The following is a 23,961-nucleotide window of genomic DNA, read 5'->3' as shown; positions in this document are numbered from 1 at the left end:
CTGCTCAGATCATCCGTTGAGGAGCATCACCATGTCCCAGCCCATCGCACCGACTGCGCTTTATGCGCCGCCGCCGATTCTTCCCGCCGACGTCAGACGCGCGACCTTCGTCGCGTTCCTGGCGTGGGTGTTCGCTGTCTACGATTTCATCCTGTTCGGCACCCTGCTGCCCGAGATCGGCCGTCACTACGGCTGGGATACGCGGACACAGGCGGAAATCGCCACGTACGTCGCGGTCGGCACGGCAGTCATCGCCTTTGCCATCGGGCCGTTGCTCGACCGGCTCGGCCGCAAGGCGGGGCTGGTGTGGACCGTTGCGGGCGCCGCGCTGTGTTCGGCGCTGACGGTCGCAGGCGGTGCGCTGGGCAAGGTGCCGCTCGTGCTGATCCGCTCGCTTGCGGGCCTTGGCTATGCCGAGGAAACCGTCAATGCGACGTACCTGAACGAGTTGTACGCCGCCGCAAACGATCCCAGGCTGAATCGTCGCAAGGGGTTCCTCTACAGCCTGGTACAAGGCGGCTGGCCGATCGGCGCGCTGCTCGCGGCCGGCCTCACCGCGTTGCTGCTGCCGCGGATCGGCTGGCAGGGCTGCTTCCTGTTCGCGGCGTTTCCGGCGCTGGTGATCGTCTTCCTGACCCGGCGGCTGAAGGAAAGCCCGCAATTTCTGCTGCACCAGGAAATCCGCCGGCTGCGCGAACATGGGGATGAGCCGGCCGCGCAATCGCTCGCAGCCGCGCATGGCGTCGACTACGAGCAGCATCGCCGCGCAGGTGTCGCGGCGGCCTTTCGGGGTGACGCGTTGCGCGCGACGCTGGTGCTCGGCGGCAGCGTGCTGCTCAACTGGGCGGCGATCCAGGTGTTCAGCGTGTTGGGCACGACGGTGCTGACCCAGGTGCATGGCGTGTCGTTCGAAGGTTCACTGCTGATTCTCGTGTTGTCGAACGTGGTGGGCTATTGCGGCTACCTGACGCATGGCTGGATCGGTGACCGGATCGGACGGCGCAACACGCTGGCGGCGGGCTGGATGCTCGGCGGACTGGCCTTTGCCGCGATGCTGGCAGGGCCGAGCGACACAGGGGTCGTCGTCGCGTTGTACAGCATCGGGCTGTTCTTCCTGATCGGTCCTTATTCCGCCGCGCTGTTTTTTATCGGCGAAAGCTACCCGACCGCGATTCGCGGCACCGGCGGCGCGATCGTGCATGCGATGGGGCCCGTCGGCGCGATTCTCGCAGGCGTGGGCGTGACCACGATGCTGAACGCGGGTGGCGACTGGATGCATGCCGCGCTGTGGTTCGGCGCGTTGCCGTGCCTGCTGTCCGGATTGCTGGTATTCGCGGCGAAGCACGTTGATCCGGCGGTCGTTCCCGATCATTTCGTTCAAGGAGAACGCGTATGAAAGTCGCACTCGTGACCGGCGCCGCGAGCGGCATCGGACAGGCCTTGGCGGTTGCCTATGCGCAGGCGGGTGTCGCGGTCGTCGGCGGCTATTTCCCGGGGGACCCGCATGATCCGCAGGCGACTCAACGCGCCGTGGAGGAAGCGGGCGGCAGTTGCGCGATGCATCCCGTCGACGTGCGCTCGGCCGAGGCGGTCGACGCATTCGCACAGGTTGCGCTCGAGCGCTTCGGTCGGCTCGACTACGCGGTTGCGAACGCCGGGCTGTTGCGTGCCGCGCCGCTTGCCGCGATGCGCGATGAGCAGTGGCACGAGATGCTCGACGTGGACCTGACGGGCGTGATGCGCACCTTTCGCGCCGCGGCGGGCCGGCTGGCGGACGGCGGCGCGCTGGTCGCGGTGTCATCGATCGCGGGCGGGGTGTACGGATGGGATGCGCATGCGCATTACGCCGCCGCGAAGGCGGGGGTACTCGGCTTGTGCCGCGCGGTCGCGGTCGAACTCGCGCCGCGCGGGATCCGCTGCAACGCTGTCATCCCGGGGCTCGTCGAGACGCCGCAGTCGCTCGACGCCGTCAATTCGCTCGGGCCGGCCGGGCTTGCGCAGGCGGCGCGCGGCATTCCGCTGGGCCGGGTCGGTCGGGCCCGCGAGATCGCGACGCTGATCCGCTTCCTGACCAGCGACGACGCGTCCTATATCACCGGGCAGTCGATCGTCGCGGACGGCGGCCTGACGGTGCGCTGGCCCGGTTGAGCCGCCGGTGCGCCGTTCCATTTGCTCTGGAGGGAACCACCATGTCCGAACAAACTTGGATGCTCGACGGCCGGCGCGCGATCGTGACCGGCGCGGCCAGCGGGATCGGCGCCGCGATCGCCCGCGCCTATGCACGGGCGGGCGCGCGGCTCGTGCTGGTCGATCGTGACGCCAACCGGCTCGCCGTCTCGGCCGATGTCTGCCGCGGACTGGGTGCGGAGGTCGCGACGGTGCTCGCCGATGTCGGCGAGGACGACGGCGCACGCGCGATCGCCGCACGCTGCATCGCGCAATTCGGCGGGATCGATATCCTCGTCAACAACGCGGGCATGCTGACCCAGGCGCGCTGCGTCGATCTGAGCGTGGCGATGTGGGACGAGATGATGCGCGTCGATTTGCGCAGTGTTTTCCTGTGTACCCGTCACGCGCTCCCGTCGATGCTGGCACAGCGCTGGGGGCGTGTGATCAATGTCGCGTCGCAGCTTGGGATCAAGGGCGGCGTCGAGCTTGCGCACTATGCGGCCGCGAAGGCCGGGGTGATCGGTTTTACCAAGTCGCTCGCGCTCGAAGTGGCGCCCGACAACGTGCTGGTCAATGCGCTCGCGCCCGGGCCGATCGAAACGCCGCTGGTCGACGGAATCAGCGACGCATGGAAACGCGCGAAAGCTGCCGAATTGCCGTTGCGCCGCTTCGGCCTTGCCGACGAGGTGGCGCCTGCCGCGCTCTTGCTCGCATCGGACCCGGGCGGCAATCTGTTTGTCGGACAGACGCTCGGCCCGAATGCCGGCGACGTGATGCCCTGACGGAGACGCCGATGTGCGGGATGTGCGGATTGCTGGGAGGCGGGCGGCATTGGTCAAGCGTGGTTGTGGCGGGCAGCGGGGACAACGCACGCCGCCAGCGACAGGTCCAGGTCGCGTTGGCGAAACGGGTGCTGGCGCGAGTCAGGCTGGGGCTCGACGATTTTCACGGGCGGGCGTTCGTGCTGTCGTCGCCGACCGGCGCGCGCGTGCTCGTCGACGACTTCGCTCAGGTGTGGCGGGCCGCGGAAACAATGCTCGGTGTGCCGCTCGATCCATTGACGATGTTCGCGGAAGAGGAGGGGCGCGAATGAATGCGGCCTACGATGTCGTGCCGGTCACGATCGTGACGGGTTTTCTCGGCAGCGGCAAGTCGACGCTGATCGCCGATGTGCTGCGCGGCGAAGCCGCGCGCGATACCGCCGTGCTGGTCAACGAGTTCGGCGAAGTGGGCCTCGACCATCTGCTGATCGGCGAGGTCGAGGCGCAGACCGTGCTGCTGGATAACGGTTGTCTTTGCTGTTCGATCCGGGGCGAGCTGAAAGACGCATTGGTCGATCTGTTCTCGCGCCGCGCGCGCGGCGCCGTGTCGGCCTTTTCCCGTGTCGTGATCGAAACGACGGGGTTGGCTATGCCTGCGCCGATTGTCGCGACCTTGCTTGCCGATCCGATCGTGCGCAGCCATTACACGCTGTGCGCGACGGTGACGGTCGTCGATGCGCTGCACGCGAAGACTCAGGGCGACCGGCATCCGGAGTGGCTCGCGCAGATCGTCGCGGCGGACCGCGTGCTGATCAGCAAGACGGACCTTTGCGATGAGCCGGCGCTGCGTGCGGTGCGCGAACGGATTCAGGCGTTGAATCCCGCCGCCTCGATCGCGACGCGAGAGAGCTTCGATAATGACGCGGCCTTGTTGGCATGGCTCGCCGAATCCGCCGATCCGCTCGACCTGCTCCGACGGCTGGGCCGTGGGGAGTCCAGCATGGCTGCGTTGCCCGGGATGGCGCCGCCCGCGCCCGCGCGCTTCGGGCGCGGGGGGCTGGCGCACCGGCGAGACGCGGAGCCGGCCGGCATCCGTGCGTTCTGCCTGGATTTCGACGCGCCACTCGACTGGCCGGTATTCACGCTCTGGTTCACACTGCTGCTGAATCGGCACGGTGATAGCATCCTGAGGGTCAAGGGCGTGCTGGCGCTGGCCGGAGCGAGCCGGCCGGTCGTGCTGCATGCTGTTCAGCACCTCGTGCATCCGGTGCTGCATCTGGATGCATGGCCCGTTGATGAGCGCGTGTCCCGGCTCGTGTTCATCGTCGACGGATTGTCACGCGACGCACTCGACGCTTCGTACCATCGTTTCCGACTCGCACTCTCGGAGCCTCGCCAGTGATGCCCACGCGATTGCCTTCCACGTCTTCATTCGCCGCGCCGCGCGCGCCCGCCGTGCATCGGGCGCGTGTCGAGTTGCGCGTGCTCGGCACCACCGTCACGCTGCAAGAGCCGGTGCGCAAGGCTGCCGAGCAGGATCTCGGGATCCGGTTGCGTTTCCTGGTCGAGGACGGCTCGGCGGTTCAGCGCGACGGCGTGATGCATCCCGAGGGCTACGAACTGTACGACCAGTGGTTCCATAGTCTCGACTGCCTGTGGCCCGCGCACGCGCTGCAGCCGCTCGAGCTGGCGAGGATCCGGGGGTGGGACGGCATTGGGCCGCTCGCGCGCACCGGCTGCCTGCCGGGGCATCCGCGCGCGCGCGCGGGCGGTGGACCGGCGAACCGTTTGTACGTACAGGCGGACGGATCGCTTGGGGCTACCCCGACCGCGCGCATCAGCATGCTGCCGCTGACGCACAACGCGGACAGTTTCGCGTATCTCGCCGATGCATTGCCGCCGGCGCTGCTGGAGGGTGGTGAAAGCTGGGCATGGCTGCTGGCGCCGGAACTGGCCGGACGCGTGGCGCTGCAGGCGGACCCGGCGATCGGTGCGATCGATGCGGCGCTTGCGGTCGAGGCGAGCGGACTGATGCGCTTTGCCGACCTCGGCAATCTGACGATCGAAGAGATCGACGGATTGATTGCCATCCTGGTCGCGTTCAAGCGGCGCGGTCATTTCGCCGGATTCTGGTCGAGCTTTGCCGAGGCGGCGCGACTGATGATCGCGAACAAGGTGGCGATCCAGAGCATCTGGTCGCCGGCTGTCGGGGAGCTGGCGCGCGCAGGAGTGCGTCATACCCTGGCTGCGCCTCGGGAAGGCTACCGTGCGTGGTTCGGTGGCCTCGCGGTGTCGCGTGCCGCGCACGGGCGGGTGCTCGATGCCGCGTACGATTACCTGAACTGGTGGCTGGACGGTGCGGCGGGGGCGGCCATGATGCGGCAGGGCCTCTATCTGCCCAACCCGGCGCGCGTGCGCGCGCAGCTGGATGTCGACGAATGGGCTTACTGGTACGATGGCGAGCCGGCGGCGCGGGACCTGCCCGGGCCGGGCCGCCAACGCCTCGTGGCCGCGGGGCAGCGCCGCGACGGCGGCGGCTACGCGGCCCGCATGGGCCGCATTGCAGTCTGGAATTCCGTAATGGACGAACATAACTATCTGGCGCGCCGATGGAACGAATTCATGCGCGCATGACGACGCGTATTCTCCGGCGATGACGACACGTGAGCGGTCCGCCGCGATGATGCCCGACACCGGCGCCGACAGCCGGCTGCGCTACCAACTGATTCACGACCGTTTGAAGAGCGCGATCGTGCGCGGCCGGATCACGGCGGGCCTCGTGCTGCTCGAAGGGCCGGTCGCGCGGCTGTTCGGCACGAGCCGCGTACCGGTGCGCAAGGCATTCGAAATGCTGCACGCCGGCGGTTTGTTGCATACGTTCGACGGACGGGGCTATCTGGTCGCACATCCGGAAGGCGGTGTTCCGTCGCCGGTGCGCGAGCCGCTGTCGGAAGCTGCACTCGGTTTCGACGAGACGCCGCCGCCGCTCGACCTGCCGTCTCACAGCGAAAGGATCTATGACGCGCTGGAGGCCGCGGTGTCGTTGAGCATCGTGTTCGGCCATTTCCGGATCAATGAAGGGGACGCTGCGGATACGTTCGGCGTGAGCCGGGGTGTCGTGCGCGAAGCACTGCAGCGATTGCGCGACCTGGGGCTCGTCGAGAAAACCGCGTATTCGCACTGGCTGTGTGGTCCGCTGACGGCGCGTGCGGTGGCGCAGGACTATGAGTTGCGCATGCTGTTGGAGCCGGCCGCGCTGGCGGCGAGCCAGCCGTTTTTATCGCACGACGTTCCGGTTGCTGCGCGTGATGCGCTCGACCGTGCGATTGCGACACCGGATGAGGTCGATGCCGCCGCGTTACATCGGCTTGAGCTGACACTGCATGTCGAGTGCCTCGCGTATGCACCCAATCGGAAGTTGCTCGGGATGGTCGGGCGCGCGCACATGCCGTTGACGGTGAATCATGCGTTCTATGAGGCGTTTCATATGCATCCCGATGTTGGCACGCTGGTTGAACATCGCGAGGTCGTGACGCGATTGATCGCGGGGGATGCGAATGGCGCAGCGGATGCGCTTGCCGCGCACCTGCAGGCGGGGTGCCGGCGTACGTTGCAACGGTTGAAGGTGTTGGCGGTGTTGCCGGAGCCGGAGTTGCCGGGGTATATGCAGCGGATTGTTTGAGGGGGAAGCTGGATACGAGGTGCCCCGTTGAGCGATGGCCAGGCGAAGTATTGGGCAATTGAGGGAATGTGATGATCCCTCGTCGTTGGGGCGCTTAACCAAGCCGTTGTGTTTCGTGGATGATTACCTAGGCCATCGCTGGCGGCCGTTACGTTGGAATGCGTCGAGGATTGAGCGTTGCGAGTATCAAGGACCGATACCCTCACCGACACTCAGCGTGTTGCGCGCTTCTTACTATCTGTCTTTGGTGGCAGGATGGAGAGGCCCTATTCTTGGCGATCGAGGCCGCCTTGCGCGAGATATCACGTGCCGCGAGTTTCATAACCTCGCTTTCCCGTTTCAGAATGGCAGATCGAATCATCTTGTGGGGTGGTTGAAAACGCTGCCCCATGGAGTTCATCCGTTCAAGTACGCTTGTCGAGTCAGCAAATCTTCGAGCACTTAATGAGGCGCTTTCGTCTCACGTCGCCGGATGAGGCGGCCAGAAATATAGACCATGATCAATGCGGCAATAAGAGAGATGCCGGCGATGACGAGGAATATCAAATTGTCGCGTTGGTCGGCTCCATTCATGCCGGAGAAGCGTGCGAGGAATTCATATACCCGTTGGCCGGTCGGGCTGCGATACCACGCATCCGCCCAGTCCGATGAATAGATCAGGCGCGAAATGCTGAGTGTGAGAAGGATCGTTACGATGAGCTTTGCGAGTAATTTCATTCAACGCGACTCGCCGTCAGAGGGACGGCGCATGTGGAAGCCATCCCGCAGCAGCTTCAACTGCGTCCGTATCCCATTTTCCGAGTCGCGTCGCTTCAGCAAGCATGCCTAGGGTCAACGGAATCCGTTCCGGTTTGCGAAGGCGCTTCGAGAACAGCCCAATCACCGACGACAGCAGTTCTTGCCCCTCGGGGCCGAAGTAGCGGCGGTGTGGAAAGTCCCGGATTTCCACGTTGAACGTTGTCGCCCATTTCTCGATGAATTCGACCGCATCGAGGCCCGTTAAACCTAGATCCTGCTCAAGTCTGGATTCCGGACTAAAAGTCAGCGCTCCACCGAACAGAGGGCGCCCAAGCTCTTCTCGTGCAAACGCCTCCAGGCGTTCCCATGTGTTGTCTTGCATGACTAGAGCACCCGGTCCTCAGGCTTCACCAGCCGGTTATTGTAGCGGGGGGATTTTTCGATGCAGCTAGTACGCGACAGATATTGGAAATCTGATGGATTCCTTAAGGATGCCATTTGTGGTGCAGTTGTCGACCCAGGTTATCTTCGGAACTTATGCAAGCAAGAAGGAACTGCCCCGACACATGTGGTCCCGGGGGTACTTGCGATCGCGAGTGAGGGGAGGCCGGTTGACGTTGATTGGCGGCGGCGACGGACAGGTTGCTCCGTATGAGGTGCTTGGTCGGGAACTCAGCTCCGTCGAGTAACTGCGCCCACAGGGCGGTTGCGCTGCCGCCCTTGATCAATTTCGCGGCGTTCGGGTGGGTGAACCTGCTGCGGAAAAACTCGTTGGTTTCGTAGTGTTCAATGTCTGCCGCGTTTGGATTGCTTGTGACGTCGACGTTGCCAGTGCAGATCCAGCCGCTATTGCTGACGTTGAAATACGGCGCCTGGTACAGTTGCGTGTCGGCGGTGGGACGGCTGTTGTCGGTAAGTGCGAACACGAACCGCTCTTTTCCGTTTGCAATAAACAGCAACGCGGGGTGTTGCGTTACTGCGGATCGAGTGCCGATCGGTTCAGCAGCGGAAAACCACACCCGACGCTGTCCTGCTGGCGTCCACCACGCGACCGTGCCGGGGGCGGAGAAAATCGCGCGCTCATGAATGAATCCCAAGTGCCCGACATGTTTCGCCGCTGCGGAGACGAAATCTGTTAGCCGCTGGCGAGTGATGGGCTGTCCGGCCATCAGTACCGGCGTGCCTTCAATCACACGTGCTGCGTGGGTTGCCGGCGCCGCCGGCGTGGGCGATGGAGCCGCCGCCTATGCGGACGTCGACCGAGCGACTGCGGAACGCGTTTTCGCCGTCGCGGCCGACGACCAACGCGAGATCGACAAATTGAAGGTGTTGCAGGCTTACGTCTGCGCGGTGCGGTCGGATGTGCCAGGATGCGGCGACCGCTAATGGGAAACAGGGCGGCCGGTCAGGTGCGTGCGCGGGTGGTCTGCGTGCGCGCGATTGCGATATTCACCGCCCATACGATTGCACCAACAACGAGGGTCGACGCGATAAGAACTGCGGTCATGCCGAGTACCGGCATGTCGTCAGGGTTCGCAAGTTCGTCATGCCCTGTCACGTGCAACAGTGCGCGCAACCCGTCGTCGAGCAGGCTGGGCATGTTCATGGGAAGGTTGATGATGGCATTGCCGAGTATCCACCCGCCGATGAGGGTGACGAAAATGCTCAGTGCAATGCGGCCAAATTTTTTCATTTCACTTCAACCGTTCCGTAGGCTTTGAGGTTCGACCCGGGAACAGGCAAATCGGCCCCATTCTTTCGCAAGAACTCGGCGAATTTATAGAAGGTCGTTGGGTTCGTGACGGTGATGCAGCCTTCGCTAAGTCGCATGCGGCCGACCGGGTGTAGGCGAAACTGGCCGCGTTTGATTTTTCCGACGTATGTCGAATCGCCGGTGTCCTTGTTCCACAGCATAAACCACTGGGTGTGGTCGGTACTGCCAAAGCCGTGTTGGCCCCAAGCGTCATGCAGCCACCCTAGGCGGCCGCCAGATTGCCTGTCAACGATGTAATACGTGCCTTTCGGAATAGGCCCGATCGTTTCGATGCCCGTCGCGTTAGGATTGTCGCGCCCGCTATCTCTGCCGGAGAACGCGGGCAGCATGCCAACGCCAGGACAGTTCAGAAACGATGTGCTTTTGCTGTTGAGTTCGAAGGACCTGTCCGGGATTTTGTGGGCGGGGCATATCATGAGAGGTAAAAGTCATGGATATGCCGATGCCGAAAAAACGAACAGCCGCTGCGCAGGCGGCGGAGCGGGGCCCGCTGCCGGACCTGCCCAAAGAACTGCTTGACCAGTTGGTTACTGGTCCAATGACGCCAGCCGAGGTGCAGAACCTGATGCTGGCCTTCAACAAGGCACTCATCGAGCGCGCCATGGGTGCTGAGATGAATTTGCACCTGGGTTACCCGTCCGGACAGCCCAAGCCACCTGGACAGGCCAACGAGCGCAACGGTGCCAGCGGCAAGACGGTCATGACGGAGCGCGGCCCGGTCCGGGTCGAAGTGCCTCGTGATCGCGACGGTAGCTTCGAGCCAATCCTGATTCCCAAGCACGAGCGCCGCTTTACCGGTTTCGATGAGCGCATCATCGCGATGTACGCGCGCGGCATGAGCGTACGCGAGATTCAAGCGTTTCTGGCAGAGAGCTACGGTACCGAGGTGTCTCCCGATTTCATCAGTTCGGTAACCGACGAGGTCATGGCCGAGGCTTTCGCCTGGCAAAGCCGGCCGCTCGAAACAATGTATCCGGTGGTGTTCTTCGACGCGCTGCGGGTCAAGATCCGCGATGACGGAATCGTCAGCAACAAGGCCGTGTATCTGGCACTGGGCATCCAGGCTGACGGCCAGCGCGACGTGCTGGGGCTGTGGATCGAGCAGACCGAGGGCGCCAAGTTCTGGCTCAAGGTATTCAATGAACTGAAGGTACGCGGCTGCCAGGATATTCTGATTGCCGTGGTTGACGGTCTGAAAGGACTTCCCGAGGCAATCGGCACGGTTTATCCCCAGACTACCGTGCAGACCTGCATCGTGCATCTGATCCGTAATAGTTTGGAGTTTGCCAGCTACAAGGATCGCAGCGTACTCGCCAGAGCGTTGCGCCCGATCTATGCCGCGGCCAGTGCGCAAGCGGCCCAGCAAGCGCTACAGGATTTCGCCGAGGGTCCATGGGGAAACAAGTATCCGATGATCGTCCAGTGCTGGCAGCGCGCCTGGGAGCACGTCACACCGTTCTTCGTGTTTCCGCCGGACATTCGGCGAGTGGTTTACACCACAAACGCCATTGAGAGTTTGAACATGCAACTGCGCAAGATCATCAAGACCCGCGGTCACTTCCCACACGACGAAGCCGCCGTCAAACTGCTCTGGCTCGCGCTGCGCAACGTGCTGGCCAAGTCGGTACGAACGACCTTCGACTGGAAATCCGCGATGAACCAGTTTGCTATTCTGTTCGGGGAGCGATTTACGCAAGCCCGCTGATCACTGGTTGTTCAACCGCCTCGCCCACAAAAATGCGGACAGGTCCGGCTGGTCCCCCGACAGAATTCATATCTGTATAACTGGAGCGGCGTTTGAGGACTCTTCAGGTCGAAATACCAACAAATGTACCAACGAGGTGATCGGCTAAGGGGCTGACGGCGGTTCCACCTGCTCACAAGAAAGAGCATGGGGGATCCGAAACAGACAGTGCGGCCCATCAGGTGATCGGGTCATCGTAGGCTCTTATCGAAGATAAAGGGCGGTCGCCCGGTCACGGTATGCAAACGACCGCCCTCGCTTATCAGGGCAATTTCGGTACAACATTTGCCGTTATCCGTCGCTCTCCGGGTGCCAAGGATGAGCGACGTATCGTGGCAACTGCATATCTATATTATTTGAAGGGATTTGAAGAGCCCCCGGTGAACGACTATGGGTTCGTTGAAGTTGAGATTTGCGTCTTTGTTTTTATATCTAAAGACTTGTTGATTTATTTGCTTTGGTTGGTTTCCTATGACGCTAAATAGAAAAAGAATCTGGAGCACCCAGTCAACATCGGTTTGTGAGAATCCTTTCTCGGTCGCCTGTTTGCTATATACGCGTCGAAAATCTTCGATCTTCATTGTTTGCGTTCTTAGCTCGGAAAAAACGCCGAAGACTTGGGCAATATCTGGGATCACGCCCCTGATTTCATCAACTAGCTCGCTTCTGAGATAGTTGGAGAAGGCCTTGTCTGCGTCTTTTACTACGCGCTCGCCGATTCGTCGTATTTTATCTTTTTCCAGTGCTCTTTCCGCGCAGACTTTAAGGAATCGAACATAGTCGCGTGGTCTAAGTTGAGTGCTTCTGCTTATATAATTGTATACGGGCATTGGTTTGCCGTATCCGCCGCCAGGGCTGATTAATGTTGCGGAGAATATTGCGTTCCATGCATCAGGAAACGGCAGGATTACGCCATTCTTGTCGAATGCCTTGGATAGGCGAAAAGCCAGCAATCGTTTTATTTTGTCTTCGTTCCAGTTGAGATCTATTTTGAAGTCATCCCATTTTGTTTTGTCGTTATCGTCAATGAGATCGTAGATGTCATCTCGTAAAAAGATAATCGGAAATAGATTTGCCCCGGTTTGGCGGAATACCGATTTCACATCCTGCACCGCCTTGAACAACCCCGTCAGGAGGAATGTGTAGTTTTCATGTTGAGCTTTGTCGGTGATGTCTCGGTAATCTTCGTCGAGCTCATCAAACAGAATGTAGTAGGTCGAGGAGTCGATGTTGTCTGAGATAATTCTTTCGAGCGTGTCGACGCGCGAAATCCAATCAGGTTGGTCTTTGATAATTTGACCTTTTACGCCGCCTCCTATTCCCAAGACGCTGAGATTGAAGTCCGTGCCAGTCCATTTGTGCACCCAGCTAGCTAGCGTCTTGGCTGGATCGTGAAGAAAGACTTTCGAGAGAGCATCTCGGATTCCAGACTCAATATTCTGGTTGGTCGCCATCAATCTGCAAATATAGCTATAAATTATATATTTCCAGATCGTTATGTATTGGTTGGGCGACTTGTATTTATCGTTGTTTTTTGAGTAGAGCTCGTTGAATGGGAAGTTTTTGAACGACAATCTGTCGCAGAAAGTCTTGTAGTTTGAAATCGAGAGCAAATGCTCAGAGATTGCCGTTTTCCCAGTGCCTTTTCTGCCGATCACGTAGGACTTTCGCCCGGCTTTTATGGACTCGACTTCGTCGATGTAAAAGAAATATCTTTGGCTGTCTTCGGATTTTGCTTCTAGCATCCATCCGTCACGCAGTTCTTGATAAATAGATTGGAGTTTTGCCTCATCGAAGCTTAGTCGCGTATGCCGTTCCATTGGCCTCTGGGTGCGAGGCTGATTCGCAACACTTCCTGCATTCTGCGAATGCGGCGCGTTGGTGAGGGCGGTCGTCGATTGTGTTGCCCTGCTAGTCCGGTTAGGCCTACGTCTTCTGCGTACATGCTCGGTCATTCTGGCGTCCCGTTATCGTGCGGTTGTTGTCATGTGCAGCCTTGCTGCGCGGAGTGGCAATCCTTGCGCAACGACGTCATCCATCCACGTCGCCTTGTCGCGGAAGCAAAACTTGCTGGAGATTTGGAGATAAGCGCGCATTCCGGCCTGTTCGTCTTGTCCAGCAAGGCTCCGCGTATCTCCAAATATATCTCCAAACTGACTATTTTTTGGAGACAATGTTGGAGACATCTGATCGAACAGATAGCACTCTACGGCGGGTCTTGAAAGTTTTCCTCTTCGTCTGGAACGCTGCGCGCAAAAATATCCCATGCCGCCGCCGTCCCGCTGCGGCGCGGGCTGGCGTCGAACGAATCCGAAAGGGTATTTGAAAGGATCGACTCTTAACCGACGTCCCGCGCCCGCATGATCGTTTGTCGGCTCGTGCCGTATAGTCTCGCGAGGCTTGCCACACTCGCTCCTTGGCTTAGCTGTTGCCGAACATTGTCCTGCTGTTGTTTGGATAGTGCGGACGGCCGGCCGATCGCTTTCCCTTCGGCCTTTGCTCTTGCAATGCCGGCTTGAGTCCGCTCGATCAACAAATCGCGTTCAAACTCGGCGACGGCATTCAATACCTGCATGGTCATGCGGCCGGCCGCGCTGGTTAGGTCGACGCCGCCTAACGCGAGGCAATGAATCCGGATGCCGCGATCTGCCAAAGTTTCGACGGTTGCGCGCACGTCCATCGCATTCCGGCCAAGTCGGTCGAGCTTCGTCACGATCAACACATCACCTTCTTCCATCTTGAGAAGTAGCTCAGCGAATCCCGGCCTCTGATCCGCGCTGATGCTACCCGAGATACTTTCGGTAACGACCCGGCGCTTGTCGACAGTGAAGCCTGCCGCTTCGATCTCGCGGAGTTGGTTCGCTGGCGTTTGATCTGTCGTGCTGACGCGGGCGTATGCGAAGGTTCGCGACATATTGCACTCCGGGCTGTTCGAAAAGGACGTCCGAATCATAGCCTATGTACGAAATGGGCGAGGCCTTATTTATGGACAGGGTTGTGTATCTATGTTCGAAAGGGTTCGGTTTTGGACATTACGGCCAGCTAGAGCGGAAGCCGGTAGCCGCCGGATCAGGTGTGAATCTGTGAAGACGTGAAATCGAAAGACAGTTTCATGTAAGTGGTACAAACCGACCAGTTGCGGCATGTAGATACAAAGGTGCACGAACGATGGTTCTAACTTACCAATATCCATGCAGCTAGTATTTGCCCCAGCCAAGTCAGCTCAACTCTGAACGGCGACAGGCGGTCAGCAAAGAGAGAGCCTCTCGAAGCAAGACCACTGATGTGCTGACGTCCACCTCTGGCTCGTCCGTTCTACCGGTCATGGAAAGGTAGGCGAAGTGGACGGCGGAGGAATGCTTCGCCAAGGCCACTAGGTGTGGGCCGCTTGGGCCGCGCACGCCGCCTAGCCAATTTTGGACCGTTCTCTCGCTCGCACCGGTCCACCGGGCGAGCTTTTTGATCGCCTGCCGAGAGCCGCCGAGCTCTTCTTTGAGTGCCATGGCGATTGCCAAGGGATATTCAGCTCCGATCTCTTTTCTCTTTCCGCGCAAATTCTTGCGTGTTGTCGGCAACATTTTTCGCGCCTCCAAAACTATATTCCCTGAACGCAGCGTCGAAACTGGGCCGCCTGTCTCTACTCCGAAGGAGCATGCAGCGACAGAGCAGACCCCTCGGTGGTTCTCGGGAGGCAGGGTGGAACGGACATCGCGCAACAGAATCCCACACGATGGTGACGGCCGAGGCCGCGCGGCGGCGTATGTGCGGATGTCGACGGAGCACCAACAATACTCAACTGAAAATCAGAAAGACGTCATCCGGGCGTTTGCCGAAAGTCGGGGCCTCGATGTTGTGCGCCTCTACGCCGATGAGGGGAAGAGCGGCCTGAGCCTGGACGGGCGCGATTCATTGAAAGGGTTGCTTCGCGACGTGGAGTCGGGGATCGCAGATTTTTCTGTCATTCTCGTCTACGACGTTAGCCGGTGGGGCCGCTTTCAAGATCCGGACGAAAGCGCGAGCTACGAAATTCGCTGCAAGCACGCGGGCGTGAAAGTGCTCTACTGCGCCGAACAGTTCGAGAATGACGGCAGTCCCGTTTCAAGCATCATCAAAAGCGTCAAGCGGACGATGGCGGGAGAATACAGCCGCGAGCTAAGTGTGAAGGTCTACGCGGGTCAATGCCGCCACATCCGCAATGGATTTCGGCAAGGTGGGCCGGCAGGATTCGGCTTGCGCCGCGTTCGCGTCGAACAGACCGGCGAGAGGCACGAGTTGAAACGAGGGGAACGCAAGGCGATCCAAACAGATCGCGTCATTCTTGTTCCTGGGCCGATAGACGAGCTCGCGACCGTGCGAATGATCTATCGCTGGTTCGTCGAAGAGGGGCGGTCTGAGGCGGAAATTGCCGCAACTCTAAACGAAGCCGGCGTCCGCACCGATCGTGGCGTCTTTTGGACGCGGGGAACCATCCATCAGGTCCTAACCAACGACAAATACGTTGGAGACAACGTGTGGAATCGGGTGTCGTTCAAGCTCAAACAAGATCGGGTTCGCAACCCGCCGGCTTCATGGATTCGGGCGGACAACGCGTTCGAGCCGATCGTTGATAGGATCATCTTCGAGGCCGCCCGCCAGATCATTCTCGCGCGCTCCTACCGTCTGACCGATGCGGATATGTTGGACGCTCTGCGCAAGCTTCTGCTGCGTAACGGCTATCTTTCAGGCATCGTCATTGACGAGTCGCCAAGTTGCCCGTCGAGTAGCGCCTACGCGTGCCGTTTCGGCAGCTTGCTTCGAACCTATGACCTCATTGGATATCAGCCCGACAGGGACTATCGTTACGTCGAGATCAACCGTCGCCTGCGGGAGCTTCATCCCGAGGTCGTCTCGACCGTTGAGCGGGCGATGGCTGAGGCGGGGGCGCGGGTCGAGCGAGATGTCGTGTCCGGGCTGCTTTGGGTCAACGAAGAGTTCAAGGTGTCGCTAGCCCTGTCGCGGTGCCGGCCGACCGGGGCCGGCTCGAATCGCTGGATCATCCGCTTTGATAACGCGCTGCGCCCCGATATCACGGTCGCGGTTCGAATGGAGCTCGACGCAAAGTCCATCCGCGATTATTACCTCCTACCCGCCGTTGACGTCTCGTCAGATGTCGTCCGCTTGGGCGACCACAACGATTTCGGTTTTGAGGCATATCGCTATGACGACCTGGGTATGCTTTGCCACCTGGCTCGCCGCGTCCCTCTAAAGGGAGTCAGTTATGAATGACCGCGTAGACAAAGTCGTGTCCGCGATTTCGCGTAGCGAGCAGATCGCATTGATTCCGGTCGATCGGCTTCGAGTGTTAAACCCGAGAACGCGCAATCCATATTTTTTCTCGCAGCTTGTCGAGAACATCGCGTCGGTAGGGCTCAAAAGGCCAATAACGGTTGCGCATGGAGGCCACGACGCGGACGGCGATTGGCACGAGGTGTTGTGCGGGCAAGGCCGTCTGGAAGCCTTGAAAGCGCTTGGCGAGACGATGATCCCTTGCTCCATTGTCGAGGCCGGTGAAGTCGATCGCTACCTCATCACTTTGACCGAGAACATCGCTCGGCGGCGACACTCGACCGCTGAGCTTTTGAGCGGCCTTCAGGTTTTGCGTGAGAAGGGCTACGACACAGAGGAAATCGCAAAAAAGACGAATCTCGATGCGTGCTACATCAACGGCATCTTGCAGCTGTTGGAGAAAGGAGAGCAGCGGCTGATACAGGCCGTGGAAAAGCGTGTCATGCCCCTTTGGCTTGCCGTCGAGGTCGCTCGTTCATCGAGCGGCGAGATTCAGGCAGCTATGGTCGCCGCCTACGAGTCCAAGACGCTGACCGGAGATCAATTGCTGCGTGTTCGGCGCCTTCTTAGTAAGCGCGAGGTGTCTGGGAAAAAATTGCACGGTCGTCCGGTTCCGCGTGAAAAGCCGACTCCGCAAAACCTTCTGCGAACCTACAAGAATGAAGTCCGCCGTCAAAAGATGATTGTGCAGAACGCCAATTTGCAAGAGCAACGGCTGTTGCTTATCACGTCGGCACTGCGGCACTTTCTTGCAGACGAGCATTTCAGGACGCTGTTGAGAGCGGAAGGCATCAAGGACATACCCGAGGCTGTCGCCTCACGCATCCCACCGGAGCTTATGCCATGAGCAATGTCAGGCACGGATTTGAAGCAAAGGTCGTCGAGATTCCTCTTGACAGGATAATTGCAGTCTCCTCCTTGTCCAAAGGTGCCCTAGCGACCCCGAAATACAAAACCATTCTCAGCTCTATTGCTGAATTGGGCGTCATCGAGCCGCTCGCTGTGTTCCGATCGGTTCGGCGTCTGGGCGACTATGATCTGCTGGATGGAAGGCTGCGCCTTGAGGCGCTAAAAGAACTCGGTCGTGAGGCCGCTCCGTGCATGGTCGCGACCGACGACGAAGGATTTACCTTCAATCGGCACATCACTCGTCTATCGGCAGTACAAGAGCACAAAATGATCCGGGCCGCGTTGGCGAAGGGTGCGTCGGAGCAGCGAATCGCCGAAGTGCTTCGGATGGATGTTCGGAACATTCGGGAGCGGGCAACTTTGCTAGATGGCGTCGCGCCCGAGGCTGCCTCGATCCTCAAGAACCGACAAGCATCAACGAAGGTTTTCTCGATCTTAAAGAAGATGAAGCCATACCGGCAGATCGAAGCGGCCGAAATGATGGTTGCGGCCAATAAGCTCACCGCGGCTTACGCTGAAATGATCTTGGTCGCTACTCGTGCCGAGGCGTTGACGGATGGGGTGAAGCCGAAGAAGAACAAAATATCGAACGAGGACCTCGCGAAGATGGAAAGCGAAATGGAGCGGCTTCGGCAAGACTGTCAAGCGGTCGAGGACGAGATTGGCGACACCATGCTATCGCTGGTCGTCGCTAAAAGCTTCATGGCGCGCCTGCTTCGCAACGATAACATTCAAGGCCATTTGAGGAGGCATCACGGCGATTTGCTGGCAAGCCTCATGTCGACGATGGATGCGATCTCGGCTGACAATCGCATCACCGAGCGAGAGTAACAGCCTCGGCCATTGCGGGATTTTGCGCAATCTTGCCGGTGCCGAAGTTTGCTTTCAGCTTCTGAGTCTTGACATCCTTGGTCGCGGCAGCTTTCTACATTTTGCTGCCAAACCTTTGTCTGTGTTAGTTCGACGGCGTCCTGCTTGTCTTGTTCGGCCAGATCAAGCTGTTCACGCAACTACAGATCAAACACGATGTCGTGAACGTGCGCCAAGGTGCCCACGCCCTTGTTTTTTTCAATCTCGACTGCTTTCTCGCAGTACGGGCAGATGCTTTCACGCATGTCTATGCTCCCCCCGCCTTCGCAAGAATCTGCTTGAGCATTTCTGGAACAGTTCCTTTTGCCTCCAGCGTCGCAGTCCGGTAAGCCTGCTGATTTTTTGCGAACTGTATTCCGGCAGTAGCCTCAATCGCGGTACACGACGTGACCCATTCAGTCCAGTTGGACTCTAGGTAGGTCTCGAGGTGATCGCTCAGGGTCGCTACTCGTTCGCCGATTTGTTCTGATGGGAAATCAACTTCGGTCTCGCCGAGGTACTTCAGCAGCCGACGGTTCTCTGTCGAAAACTTCGTGCGCTCGCCTTCTATCACGGTCGAATACTTGCCAGCAGCGATAGCTCGCACCTCGAAGCCACTGTCTCCGTCGAAGAGTACATAGGTTGGAATCCCGAGGCAGGTAAGGATTGCATGAGCAAGCGGGATCCCACCCTTGCCACCGGTCGAAACGATCGACAGTCCCTGGGATTCGAGACTTCCTACAGCGTTTCGATCGCCGACGCCGTAGAACACGGCCGCCTCTGTATCTCCCTCGACCAGTAACACACGCGTTGCGAACAACGCGACAGAGAGGCGATTCGTGACGATGCCATCGAGCTGACGGCTGACGTGGTCGGCGTCAATCACTCCATTGAGCTTCGTCTTCACGTCATCGACCGTCGCGAGGTGGACAGTGACCGAAGGAATCTCGCCTGATGACCTCGTCAACCGCCTGACTTGATCGAAGTGTCGCGCCTCAAGGAAATAAGGGCTATGAGTCGCATAGGTGACTTGAATGCGTTTTCCCGCATCCTCAGCGAGCGACCGGAGTACCTTTCCGAACGTCTGAGCCTGTATCGGGTGCTGGAATAGCTCTGGCTCCTCGATCGCCAGGCAGATGACTCCCTCTGCTGAGGCCGCACCTGACTGCGCCAACAGTTGGAGCGCCGAGATCAGAAGAGTGCGCTGAAAGCCATGGCCCTGCCGCTCCACAGCAGTCTCGGTTGTGCCATCGAGCACGGCGACCTCGAATGTAGTCCGAGGGGCCTTGAGTTCCACCTCGGCCGGGGAAACCGTGACAGCCCGACCGGGCGAGTAAGATATGAGGATCTCATTGAGCTGCGCCGACATGGTATCGAGCTGCGTCTTGAACTTCTCCTCGTAGACTATCTGCTGCTTCGCACGTGACTCTTCGACGATCTCCGCAATTGCGTCGTCGGCAGCAGCACGATCAACCGAACGCTCAAGGATTCGGCCGATGATGCTTGACTTGCCGTCGATCGACTCTTCGCTCGCTCGAAGGTCGGCAGTGACCAGGACGAAGTCGAAGAGACCGCTCATCTTGCCGCCGCTGTTGAAGCCGAAGAAGTTGGTTTGCAGCGCCTCGGGAGCGTCGAGGAGTAGATCAGTATGAGATGCCTCCCAGGTCATCATCTCCTGATCAACGGCTGCACCGGTGTTGGCCGCAGGGAGATTTAGATCCGAACGGCTACTGCGGAGCTTGGCATATTCAACTTTCTTCGCTGTCGCGCCGCCAGCTGCTTTGATCGCGCTGAATTCTGGAAAGCCTTTTGCATTCGCCGAAAGCACCTCAGAGCCGTCAGGCAATCGGCGCTTCCATGCTGTGAATGTGGCTACACCGTCCGGCGTGTATTTGCCAAGTGCTTCGCGATCCTTGTCGGTGAGATCAATGAAGGTGACTTGAACCTCGATATTCTCGGTAGTAACTCCAAAGGAGCAGTCATTATCCGTCAGCGAGCCTGGCTTACCGTTGAAGTACCAGTCGAGCGCACGCAGCACAGTGGACTTGCCGGCACCATTCGGACCGATGAATGTCGTGACGGAGTCGAATGGGATCGTCACGTCTTTCAACGTGCGGAAGTTCATGATTCGAACAGATTGGATTTTCATAGGGGTTCCAGCTCCCTGTGCTTTTTGCCCTCGGCCGAGCCGCGAATACCGACTCGCTGCCCAAAAGAGCAGGTTCTCGCCAAGTTGTCCGCGAACGACAAGCGTACCTTTACCTAGTGACCTATTGCAGTCCAGTTGGGTGGCGCAGTGGAAGACTGCTGCTCGAAATGGTGAAAATCGACGCGTCATAGCAGCGGTTATTCGCCAACCGTATCCGACAGGCAGGAACCACTATAAACCAGACTTTCGGCAATGGCTGGCTCGTCTTGGCCGACCTTGAAAGGTCGGCGCTGCGTACCGGCCACGCGCTGCCTTTTTCGCTGCCGACTTCCGTAGCTGGTAGGTTTCATACTTGGCCGACAGAACAGTCGGTGTAGCGAGTCGTGAGAAAATGTCATTCGTTGAGCATAGGGCGGTCACCCGAAAACCGGACACCTTCACCGGCTGGCTCGGCGTTCGTCGTGAAGGTCCACGCGAAGGGTGGACATGAGAAAGTCACATTTCCTCGGTCACGAGGAAATAGATCCGGACGAAGATCCGGTCTCTGCGGAAGAACTGGCCGCGTTTGCCGACAGCGGCCCGGCCGCGAAAATCAATCAAGTCTCCGACCATTTTCTGCATCTCGATCCGGCCGATAGGGACAGTCTTGCAGTGCAGGCCGCCGCTGCTCAGCTAATCAAGGTGGAGTATGAACGGTGGGAGCGCGAGCATTTCCAGATGGAGCGCCTCGATTTGCTTCGGGTGCGACGGCTTTCGTCGAGCGATTCGTTGCCGTATCCGTTGGAACAGAATGCGGCGCACGTCGCACGCATGAGTGGTGGGAAGTACGAGCGAACGGAATGGATGTACGCCTTGTATTTGCGCGGGGTGGCGGAGGCTAGGCGGCGAGCACGCGCCGGCGGCGATCTTTTCGGCTTGTTTAAGCCGGATAAGGCCATCTATGCACAGATTCGAAAGCTATGGCCGGATATGGAGCGAGCGATTGAATTTGCTGTTTCCGCTGATGTCAGCAGCATCCAACGTGAACAGCGGATTTACGCTTTCGTCTATTGCGGCATCACTCATGCCTTTACCGCTGCGCTCGAACACCAACGTCGGCAGTTGACGACCGCTACGGCGACTCTGGAGGCAGAGGCGATGCTCCGAGAGAAGAGGAAGAGAGACGGATCAGTTGGTCGGGATGCCAATGTCGCGAAGGGGGCCGCAACGCGTGCACTAGTGAAGGCGGAAGTTGCGCGCTATCGCAATCGTGGGGTGCAGATTGGAATCGACGAGCGAAAAACGATCGCGAGAATCCTGGATATTTCAGAGCGTCACGTGCGCCGGCTGATCGAACAATTTGCTGGCGACGATTCATCTACGGACATTTCGATGTGAAATTGCAGGACATTCCTGTAATCAGGACATTTCACTTTAAAAGGTGCTGATCGTGCGGCGATAGTCGCTCCCGTCTATGTCAATGGTGACGTAGGCATGCTCAGGGAGCACATATGTCCGTAAAGAACACTTCCACACTGTTTTCCCCGGTTGCGCTGCCGCTTGACGGTCTTTCTCGCTGGGAAAGTCTGCGTTCGTCCATCCAGTTGTCCCGTGAAACTGTCCGTCAGCGTGAGCGCGAGGGGAAGTTTCCGCGCTCGATCCGCCTGACCCAGCGCTGCACAGTCTGGAGAAATCGAGAGATTCATCGCTATCTCGCTGATCCCCTGAACTACCGCGTCGCCGATATGGCGAGCGAAGTGACGGAGGGCACGTAATGGCTGAAATCGGTCGAGGTGCGGCCCCTTTGGCAGCAGCACTTGTGAAGGTGCACGGCGGCAAGTTAATCACCGACAGCCTCAAAATCGCGCGTGAATTTGGTCGCAATCATAAAAACGTGCTACGTACGATCGATAGTTTGATCGCTGACGGCACGATAGATCGACTCAATTTTGAGCCGACCTCCTACACGGACAAGTGGAATCGCCGGCAGCGCATGATCGAATTGGACGAGCGTGGCGCGCTAATCGCTATGCCGTTCGTGGGCGGTCGCAATGCTCGCATTGGTCAGAGTCGCTTGGTCGACGCGTTCCTGGCAATGCGTGCCGTGCAGGCGGAAAAGGCGACATCCGACTGGTCTGAGAATCGTCAGGTGTCGGCGGCCCATTACGGTGTCGTGTGTGAAATGCTCGCCATGCGTCGCGACGCAGAGGGCAAAGAGACTCGGCCACATCACTATGTCAACGAAGCCCGCTTGCTTGCCTTCGCCCTGACCGGTGAATTCAAGTCGTTGGATCGTGAGAGCTTATCGGCGGCCGATCAGCGCATTCTGAAGCGATTGGAAATGCGCGCCACTGCGCTGATTGGCATGGGGAGGTCTTACGACGAGCGCAAGGCTGCGCTCATTGCCTTTGCCGCTGAGCTGCGCGCCAGTGGCGCAGGAAGCATTAACCACAAGACGAATGGAGGGGCACAATGACAAGTAACGTTAAAAACGAACACGCTGCGGCACGCGCAAGCAAAAAGCAAGTAGACGCGGAATTTTACGATTGCGAACTTACTCGTCTACATGATCTTATGTCAGAAGTGCTCCAGCGTACCGAGCACGGCATGCGGCGCGAGGCTGCTTGTATGGTTGCAGTCGGTGCGGGTGTCTTCGAGCGCGATGCGATATCGATGCCGTCGCGTGCGAAGCGCGCTATTCGGTTGATGAAGGATGCCATTTTCATGCTCGATCCGAATGCGTCGGCATGGTGATGATCCGTCAAAGTCACTTTGTCGCGGCGATGAGCGACGGCTTGCACTCCCATCCTCTCGCCTTCGCTGGATCGTCCAGTGGCCGATTTGCACATCGCGGCGGAGCGCAGTATCCTGTGAATGTCGCTGAGACAACAGCGTCCGGGCGTGGAACCCCGACTCCAAAGGCGGACAGCCGCCGCACTGGCGGTATTTTTTCGTCCGCACGCCTTCGCGCGCCTTCTTCTATGGGTGGGCCTTGGTGGGGACGGCTTTGGCCGTGCCGGTTTCCTTTGGTCCGGTGTTCCAACCCCGCCATGTGCCCGCCCACCCCGATTGGAACCGGGACGCGGGTTGTAGCCAAACCCAAAGGAGGTCGCAGCAGATGCGCCAGTTCAAGCACGCCCTTACCGGGCAGCAATCCCACCTCATCCAATCCATCGTTTGCACAGCATTGTGCGACGCGGCAACTGCCTACGCATATCAAGACAAGCTCGATGCGGTCGGAGCAGCGCTGGCCGCGATCGCGGCGCTCGTCCGCGCGGAGGTGCGTCATGGCTAACTGCTCGTCCGCTCTGCGTGCCTCTGTCGTGGACCTGTCGACCTATCGCGCGTCCCGCGGCGCTGCACCGGCATCCGTCGTTGGCATGTCGATCGCCCATGATGGCTCGATCGCTACACATCCGCACCAAGCGATTACCCCTGTTCATCGGCTCGCGGTCCTGACGTGGTGCCTCGATATGGCATCCAGCTTGCTCTATGCGTATATCGACGACGCTAGCGTGGGAGGCCAGTAATGAGCGAGCACGTTCGCACCGCAGTTGTCGAGGGATTCGACAACGCACCGCCGCTCGATACCGGCGCTCCGATAGAGCTGCAATTCGCCGTCGACCTGGGTGCGATCTGCGCCGACGCATGGCTCGATCTGAAAGGCGATGTCCGCCTGCACGACTATGCGGCGCATCAAGCCGCTGCGTTCGCGCGCGGCATGGAGGCCGCCATGCAGGACGCAGACGACGTCGATGCGTACCGCGTGACCATGAGCCGGCACGCGTTCGCGGCCGGTCTGATGGGGCGCGTGCAACAGCATCTGTTCGCCGCGCTCGGGCTCGTCACGCGCGAACCGCGCACAACGCACTGAGGGGTGGC

25 protein-coding genes and 1 pseudogene are annotated in these 23,961 nt (G+C 59.5%); 18 read left to right on the top strand and 8 right to left on the bottom strand.

The genetic code is table 11. The annotated features are described in order from the left end of the window. Positions 1-31: 31 nt before the first annotated feature. The 7 genes from Bsp3421_RS25155 to Bsp3421_RS25125 all read left to right on the top strand — a co-directional run bounded on the left by Bsp3421_RS25155 (position 32) and on the right by Bsp3421_RS25125 (position 6,612). Entirely contained in the window at positions 32-1,396 is a 1,365-nt protein-coding gene (locus Bsp3421_RS25155; protein ID WP_273998579.1) for an MFS transporter, read from the top strand. Further along, a complete protein-coding gene (locus Bsp3421_RS25150) occupies positions 1,393-2,148 on the top strand; it encodes an SDR family NAD(P)-dependent oxidoreductase (RefSeq protein WP_273998577.1) in 756 nt (251 codons plus the stop codon). The genes Bsp3421_RS25155 and Bsp3421_RS25150 overlap by 4 nt, the downstream gene beginning before the upstream one ends. Before the next feature lie 41 nt (positions 2,149-2,189). After that, positions 2,190-2,951, top strand: a complete 762-nt coding sequence (locus Bsp3421_RS25145) for an SDR family NAD(P)-dependent oxidoreductase (protein WP_273998576.1) — start codon at positions 2,190-2,192, stop codon at positions 2,949-2,951. Positions 2,952-3,079: 128 nt separating this feature from the next. After that, the gene (locus tag Bsp3421_RS25140) at positions 3,080-3,262 is read left to right on the top strand and encodes a hypothetical protein (RefSeq protein WP_273998575.1); all 183 of its coding nucleotides are present in this window, start codon (positions 3,080-3,082) and stop codon (positions 3,260-3,262) included. Between the two features lie 17 nt (positions 3,263-3,279). Continuing rightward, positions 3,280-4,332: a CobW family GTP-binding protein gene (locus tag Bsp3421_RS25135; RefSeq protein WP_273998574.1), complete on the top strand. Its 1,053-nt coding sequence runs from the start codon at positions 3,280-3,282 to the stop codon at positions 4,330-4,332. An 80-nt stretch (positions 4,333-4,412) separates the two neighbouring features. After that, entirely contained in the window at positions 4,413-5,564 is a 1,152-nt protein-coding gene (locus tag Bsp3421_RS25130; RefSeq protein ID WP_273998572.1) for an ABC transporter substrate-binding protein, read from the top strand. Between the two features lie 19 nt (positions 5,565-5,583). After that, entirely contained in the window at positions 5,584-6,612 is a 1,029-nt protein-coding gene (locus Bsp3421_RS25125; protein ID WP_273998570.1) for a GntR family transcriptional regulator, read from the top strand. 441 nt (positions 6,613-7,053) lie between these two features. Here the strand turns inward: Bsp3421_RS25125 and Bsp3421_RS25120 are convergent, their stop codons facing one another. The 3 genes from Bsp3421_RS25120 to Bsp3421_RS25110 form a co-directional block, all read right to left on the bottom strand. Next, positions 7,054-7,329, bottom strand: coding sequence for a hypothetical protein (locus Bsp3421_RS25120; protein ID WP_273998568.1), 276 nt, complete (start codon positions 7,327-7,329; stop codon positions 7,054-7,056). A gap of 16 nt (positions 7,330-7,345) precedes the next feature. Continuing rightward, on the bottom strand, positions 7,346-7,732 hold the full coding sequence (locus tag Bsp3421_RS25115; protein ID WP_273998566.1) for a DUF1493 family protein: 387 nt from the start codon (positions 7,730-7,732) through the stop codon (positions 7,346-7,348). 103 nt (positions 7,733-7,835) lie between these two features. Next, positions 7,836-8,543: a PRTRC system protein B gene (locus tag Bsp3421_RS25110; protein WP_273998565.1), complete on the bottom strand. Its 708-nt coding sequence runs from the start codon at positions 8,541-8,543 to the stop codon at positions 7,836-7,838. Between the two features lie 19 nt (positions 8,544-8,562). Between Bsp3421_RS25110 and Bsp3421_RS25105 the strand changes: the two are divergent. After that, positions 8,563-8,736 (top strand): annotated as a pseudogene (locus Bsp3421_RS25105) (lysis system i-spanin subunit Rz); the annotation flags it as partial. 19 nt (positions 8,737-8,755) lie between these two features. Here Bsp3421_RS25105 and Bsp3421_RS25100 read toward each other — a convergent pair. Both Bsp3421_RS25100 and Bsp3421_RS25095 read right to left on the bottom strand, forming a co-directional pair. Then, entirely contained in the window at positions 8,756-9,043 is a 288-nt protein-coding gene (locus Bsp3421_RS25100) for a hypothetical protein (protein ID WP_273998563.1), read from the bottom strand. Then, on the bottom strand, positions 9,040-9,519 hold the full coding sequence (locus Bsp3421_RS25095; protein WP_274004346.1) for a DUF2778 domain-containing protein: 480 nt from the start codon (positions 9,517-9,519) through the stop codon (positions 9,040-9,042). Before Bsp3421_RS25095 ends, Bsp3421_RS25100 begins: the two co-directional genes overlap by 4 nt. 47 nt (positions 9,520-9,566) lie before the next feature. Here Bsp3421_RS25095 and Bsp3421_RS25090 point away from each other — a divergent pair, with 47 nt between their 5' ends. Continuing rightward, positions 9,567-10,829 carry an IS256 family transposase gene (locus Bsp3421_RS25090; RefSeq protein WP_273998330.1) on the top strand — a complete coding sequence of 421 codons (1,263 nt, stop codon included), beginning with the start codon at positions 9,567-9,569 and terminating at the stop codon, positions 10,827-10,829. A 386-nt stretch (positions 10,830-11,215) separates the two neighbouring features. Here Bsp3421_RS25090 and Bsp3421_RS25085 read toward each other — a convergent pair whose 3' ends face one another. Beyond that, entirely contained in the window at positions 11,216-12,688 is a 1,473-nt protein-coding gene (locus tag Bsp3421_RS25085) for a P-loop ATPase, Sll1717 family (RefSeq protein ID WP_273998561.1), read from the bottom strand. A 518-nt stretch (positions 12,689-13,206) separates the two neighbouring features. Then, on the bottom strand, positions 13,207-13,782 hold the full coding sequence (locus Bsp3421_RS25080) for a recombinase family protein (RefSeq protein ID WP_273998558.1): 576 nt from the start codon (positions 13,780-13,782) through the stop codon (positions 13,207-13,209). 854 nt (positions 13,783-14,636) lie between these two features. Between Bsp3421_RS25080 and Bsp3421_RS25075 the strand changes: the two genes are divergently transcribed. Genes Bsp3421_RS25075 through Bsp3421_RS25065 form a run of 3 tightly spaced genes read left to right on the top strand, consistent with a single transcriptional unit; the run spans position 14,637 to position 17,933 of the window. Then, positions 14,637-16,133, top strand: a complete 1,497-nt coding sequence (locus Bsp3421_RS25075; protein ID WP_274004345.1) for a recombinase family protein — start codon at positions 14,637-14,639, stop codon at positions 16,131-16,133. Continuing rightward, entirely contained in the window at positions 16,126-17,040 is a 915-nt protein-coding gene (locus Bsp3421_RS25070; RefSeq protein WP_273998556.1) for a ParB/RepB/Spo0J family partition protein, read from the top strand. The genes Bsp3421_RS25075 and Bsp3421_RS25070 overlap by 8 nt, the downstream gene beginning before the upstream one ends. Further along, on the top strand, positions 17,037-17,933 hold the full coding sequence (locus tag Bsp3421_RS25065; protein ID WP_273998554.1) for a plasmid partitioning protein RepB C-terminal domain-containing protein: 897 nt from the start codon (positions 17,037-17,039) through the stop codon (positions 17,931-17,933). Before Bsp3421_RS25070 ends, Bsp3421_RS25065 begins: the two co-directional genes overlap by 4 nt. A gap of 286 nt (positions 17,934-18,219) precedes the next feature. On the opposite strand, the gene Bsp3421_RS25060 is transcribed toward Bsp3421_RS25065, so the two are convergent. Then, positions 18,220-20,100 carry an ATP-dependent nuclease gene (locus Bsp3421_RS25060; RefSeq protein ID WP_273998553.1) on the bottom strand — a complete coding sequence of 627 codons (1,881 nt, stop codon included), beginning with the start codon at positions 20,098-20,100 and terminating at the stop codon, positions 18,220-18,222. Between the two features lie 486 nt (positions 20,101-20,586). On the opposite strand from Bsp3421_RS25060, the gene Bsp3421_RS25055 reads away from it, so the two are divergent. The 6 genes from Bsp3421_RS25055 to Bsp3421_RS25030 all read left to right on the top strand — a co-directional run bounded on the left by Bsp3421_RS25055 (position 20,587) and on the right by Bsp3421_RS25030 (position 23,953). Further along, positions 20,587-21,477, top strand: coding sequence for a hypothetical protein (locus Bsp3421_RS25055; RefSeq protein ID WP_273998551.1), 891 nt, complete (start codon positions 20,587-20,589; stop codon positions 21,475-21,477). Between the two features lie 113 nt (positions 21,478-21,590). Next, positions 21,591-21,854, top strand: a complete 264-nt coding sequence (locus tag Bsp3421_RS25050) for a helix-turn-helix transcriptional regulator (protein ID WP_273998549.1) — start codon at positions 21,591-21,593, stop codon at positions 21,852-21,854. Beyond that, positions 21,854-22,555, top strand: a complete 702-nt coding sequence (locus tag Bsp3421_RS25045) for a Rha family transcriptional regulator (protein ID WP_273998548.1) — start codon at positions 21,854-21,856, stop codon at positions 22,553-22,555. The genes Bsp3421_RS25050 and Bsp3421_RS25045 overlap by 1 nt, the downstream gene beginning before the upstream one ends. Beyond that, positions 22,552-22,833 (top strand): hypothetical protein, encoded by a 282-nt coding sequence (locus Bsp3421_RS25040; RefSeq protein ID WP_273998545.1) that lies wholly within the window; start codon positions 22,552-22,554, stop codon positions 22,831-22,833. The genes Bsp3421_RS25045 and Bsp3421_RS25040 overlap by 4 nt, the downstream gene beginning before the upstream one ends. Before the next feature lie 364 nt (positions 22,834-23,197). Beyond that, positions 23,198-23,374 (top strand): hypothetical protein, encoded by a 177-nt coding sequence (locus Bsp3421_RS25035; RefSeq protein ID WP_273998544.1) that lies wholly within the window; start codon positions 23,198-23,200, stop codon positions 23,372-23,374. A 234-nt stretch (positions 23,375-23,608) separates the two neighbouring features. Next, positions 23,609-23,953: a hypothetical protein gene (locus Bsp3421_RS25030; RefSeq protein ID WP_273998542.1), complete on the top strand. Its 345-nt coding sequence runs from the start codon at positions 23,609-23,611 to the stop codon at positions 23,951-23,953. The last annotated feature ends 8 nt before the right edge of the window (positions 23,954-23,961 follow it).

The organism is Burkholderia sp. FERM BP-3421 (assembly GCF_028657905.1).
Classification (GTDB): domain Bacteria; phylum Pseudomonadota; class Gammaproteobacteria; order Burkholderiales; family Burkholderiaceae; genus Burkholderia.
This window is presented reverse-complemented; position numbering and strand designations above follow the sequence as displayed.

Bases quoted from the DNA above. Each gene is read 5' to 3' on its own strand.
- Bsp3421_RS25155 (WP_273998579.1), top strand. From the start codon at position 32: ATGTCCCAGCCCATCGCACCGACTGCGCTTTATGCGCCGCCGCCGATT.
- Bsp3421_RS25150 (WP_273998577.1), top strand. From the start codon at position 1,393: ATGAAAGTCGCACTCGTGACCGGCGCCGCGAGCGGCATCGGACAGGCC.
- Bsp3421_RS25145 (WP_273998576.1), top strand. From the start codon at position 2,190: ATGTCCGAACAAACTTGGATGCTCGACGGCCGGCGCGCGATCGTGACC.
- Bsp3421_RS25125 (WP_273998570.1), top strand. From the start codon at position 5,584: ATGACGACACGTGAGCGGTCCGCCGCGATGATGCCCGACACCGGCGCC.
- Bsp3421_RS25120 (WP_273998568.1), bottom strand. From the start codon at position 7,329: ATGAAATTACTCGCAAAGCTCATCGTAACGATCCTTCTCACACTCAGC.
- Bsp3421_RS25115 (WP_273998566.1), bottom strand. From the start codon at position 7,732: ATGCAAGACAACACATGGGAACGCCTGGAGGCGTTTGCACGAGAAGAG.
- Bsp3421_RS25100 (WP_273998563.1), bottom strand. From the start codon at position 9,043: ATGAAAAAATTTGGCCGCATTGCACTGAGCATTTTCGTCACCCTCATC.
- Bsp3421_RS25090 (WP_273998330.1), top strand. From the start codon at position 9,567: ATGCCGAAAAAACGAACAGCCGCTGCGCAGGCGGCGGAGCGGGGCCCG.
- Bsp3421_RS25085 (WP_273998561.1), bottom strand. From the start codon at position 12,688: ATGGAACGGCATACGCGACTAAGCTTCGATGAGGCAAAACTCCAATCT.
- Bsp3421_RS25080 (WP_273998558.1), bottom strand. From the start codon at position 13,782: ATGTCGCGAACCTTCGCATACGCCCGCGTCAGCACGACAGATCAAACG.
- Bsp3421_RS25075 (WP_274004345.1), top strand. From the start codon at position 14,637: ATGTCGACGGAGCACCAACAATACTCAACTGAAAATCAGAAAGACGTC.
- Bsp3421_RS25070 (WP_273998556.1), top strand. From the start codon at position 16,126: ATGAATGACCGCGTAGACAAAGTCGTGTCCGCGATTTCGCGTAGCGAG.
- Bsp3421_RS25065 (WP_273998554.1), top strand. From the start codon at position 17,037: ATGAGCAATGTCAGGCACGGATTTGAAGCAAAGGTCGTCGAGATTCCT.
- Bsp3421_RS25060 (WP_273998553.1), bottom strand. From the start codon at position 20,100: ATGAAAATCCAATCTGTTCGAATCATGAACTTCCGCACGTTGAAAGAC.
- Bsp3421_RS25055 (WP_273998551.1), top strand. From the start codon at position 20,587: ATGAGAAAGTCACATTTCCTCGGTCACGAGGAAATAGATCCGGACGAA.
- Bsp3421_RS25050 (WP_273998549.1), top strand. From the start codon at position 21,591: ATGTCCGTAAAGAACACTTCCACACTGTTTTCCCCGGTTGCGCTGCCG.
- Bsp3421_RS25045 (WP_273998548.1), top strand. From the start codon at position 21,854: ATGGCTGAAATCGGTCGAGGTGCGGCCCCTTTGGCAGCAGCACTTGTG.
- Bsp3421_RS25040 (WP_273998545.1), top strand. From the start codon at position 22,552: ATGACAAGTAACGTTAAAAACGAACACGCTGCGGCACGCGCAAGCAAA.
- Bsp3421_RS25035 (WP_273998544.1), top strand. From the start codon at position 23,198: ATGCGCCAGTTCAAGCACGCCCTTACCGGGCAGCAATCCCACCTCATC.
- Bsp3421_RS25030 (WP_273998542.1), top strand. From the start codon at position 23,609: ATGAGCGAGCACGTTCGCACCGCAGTTGTCGAGGGATTCGACAACGCA.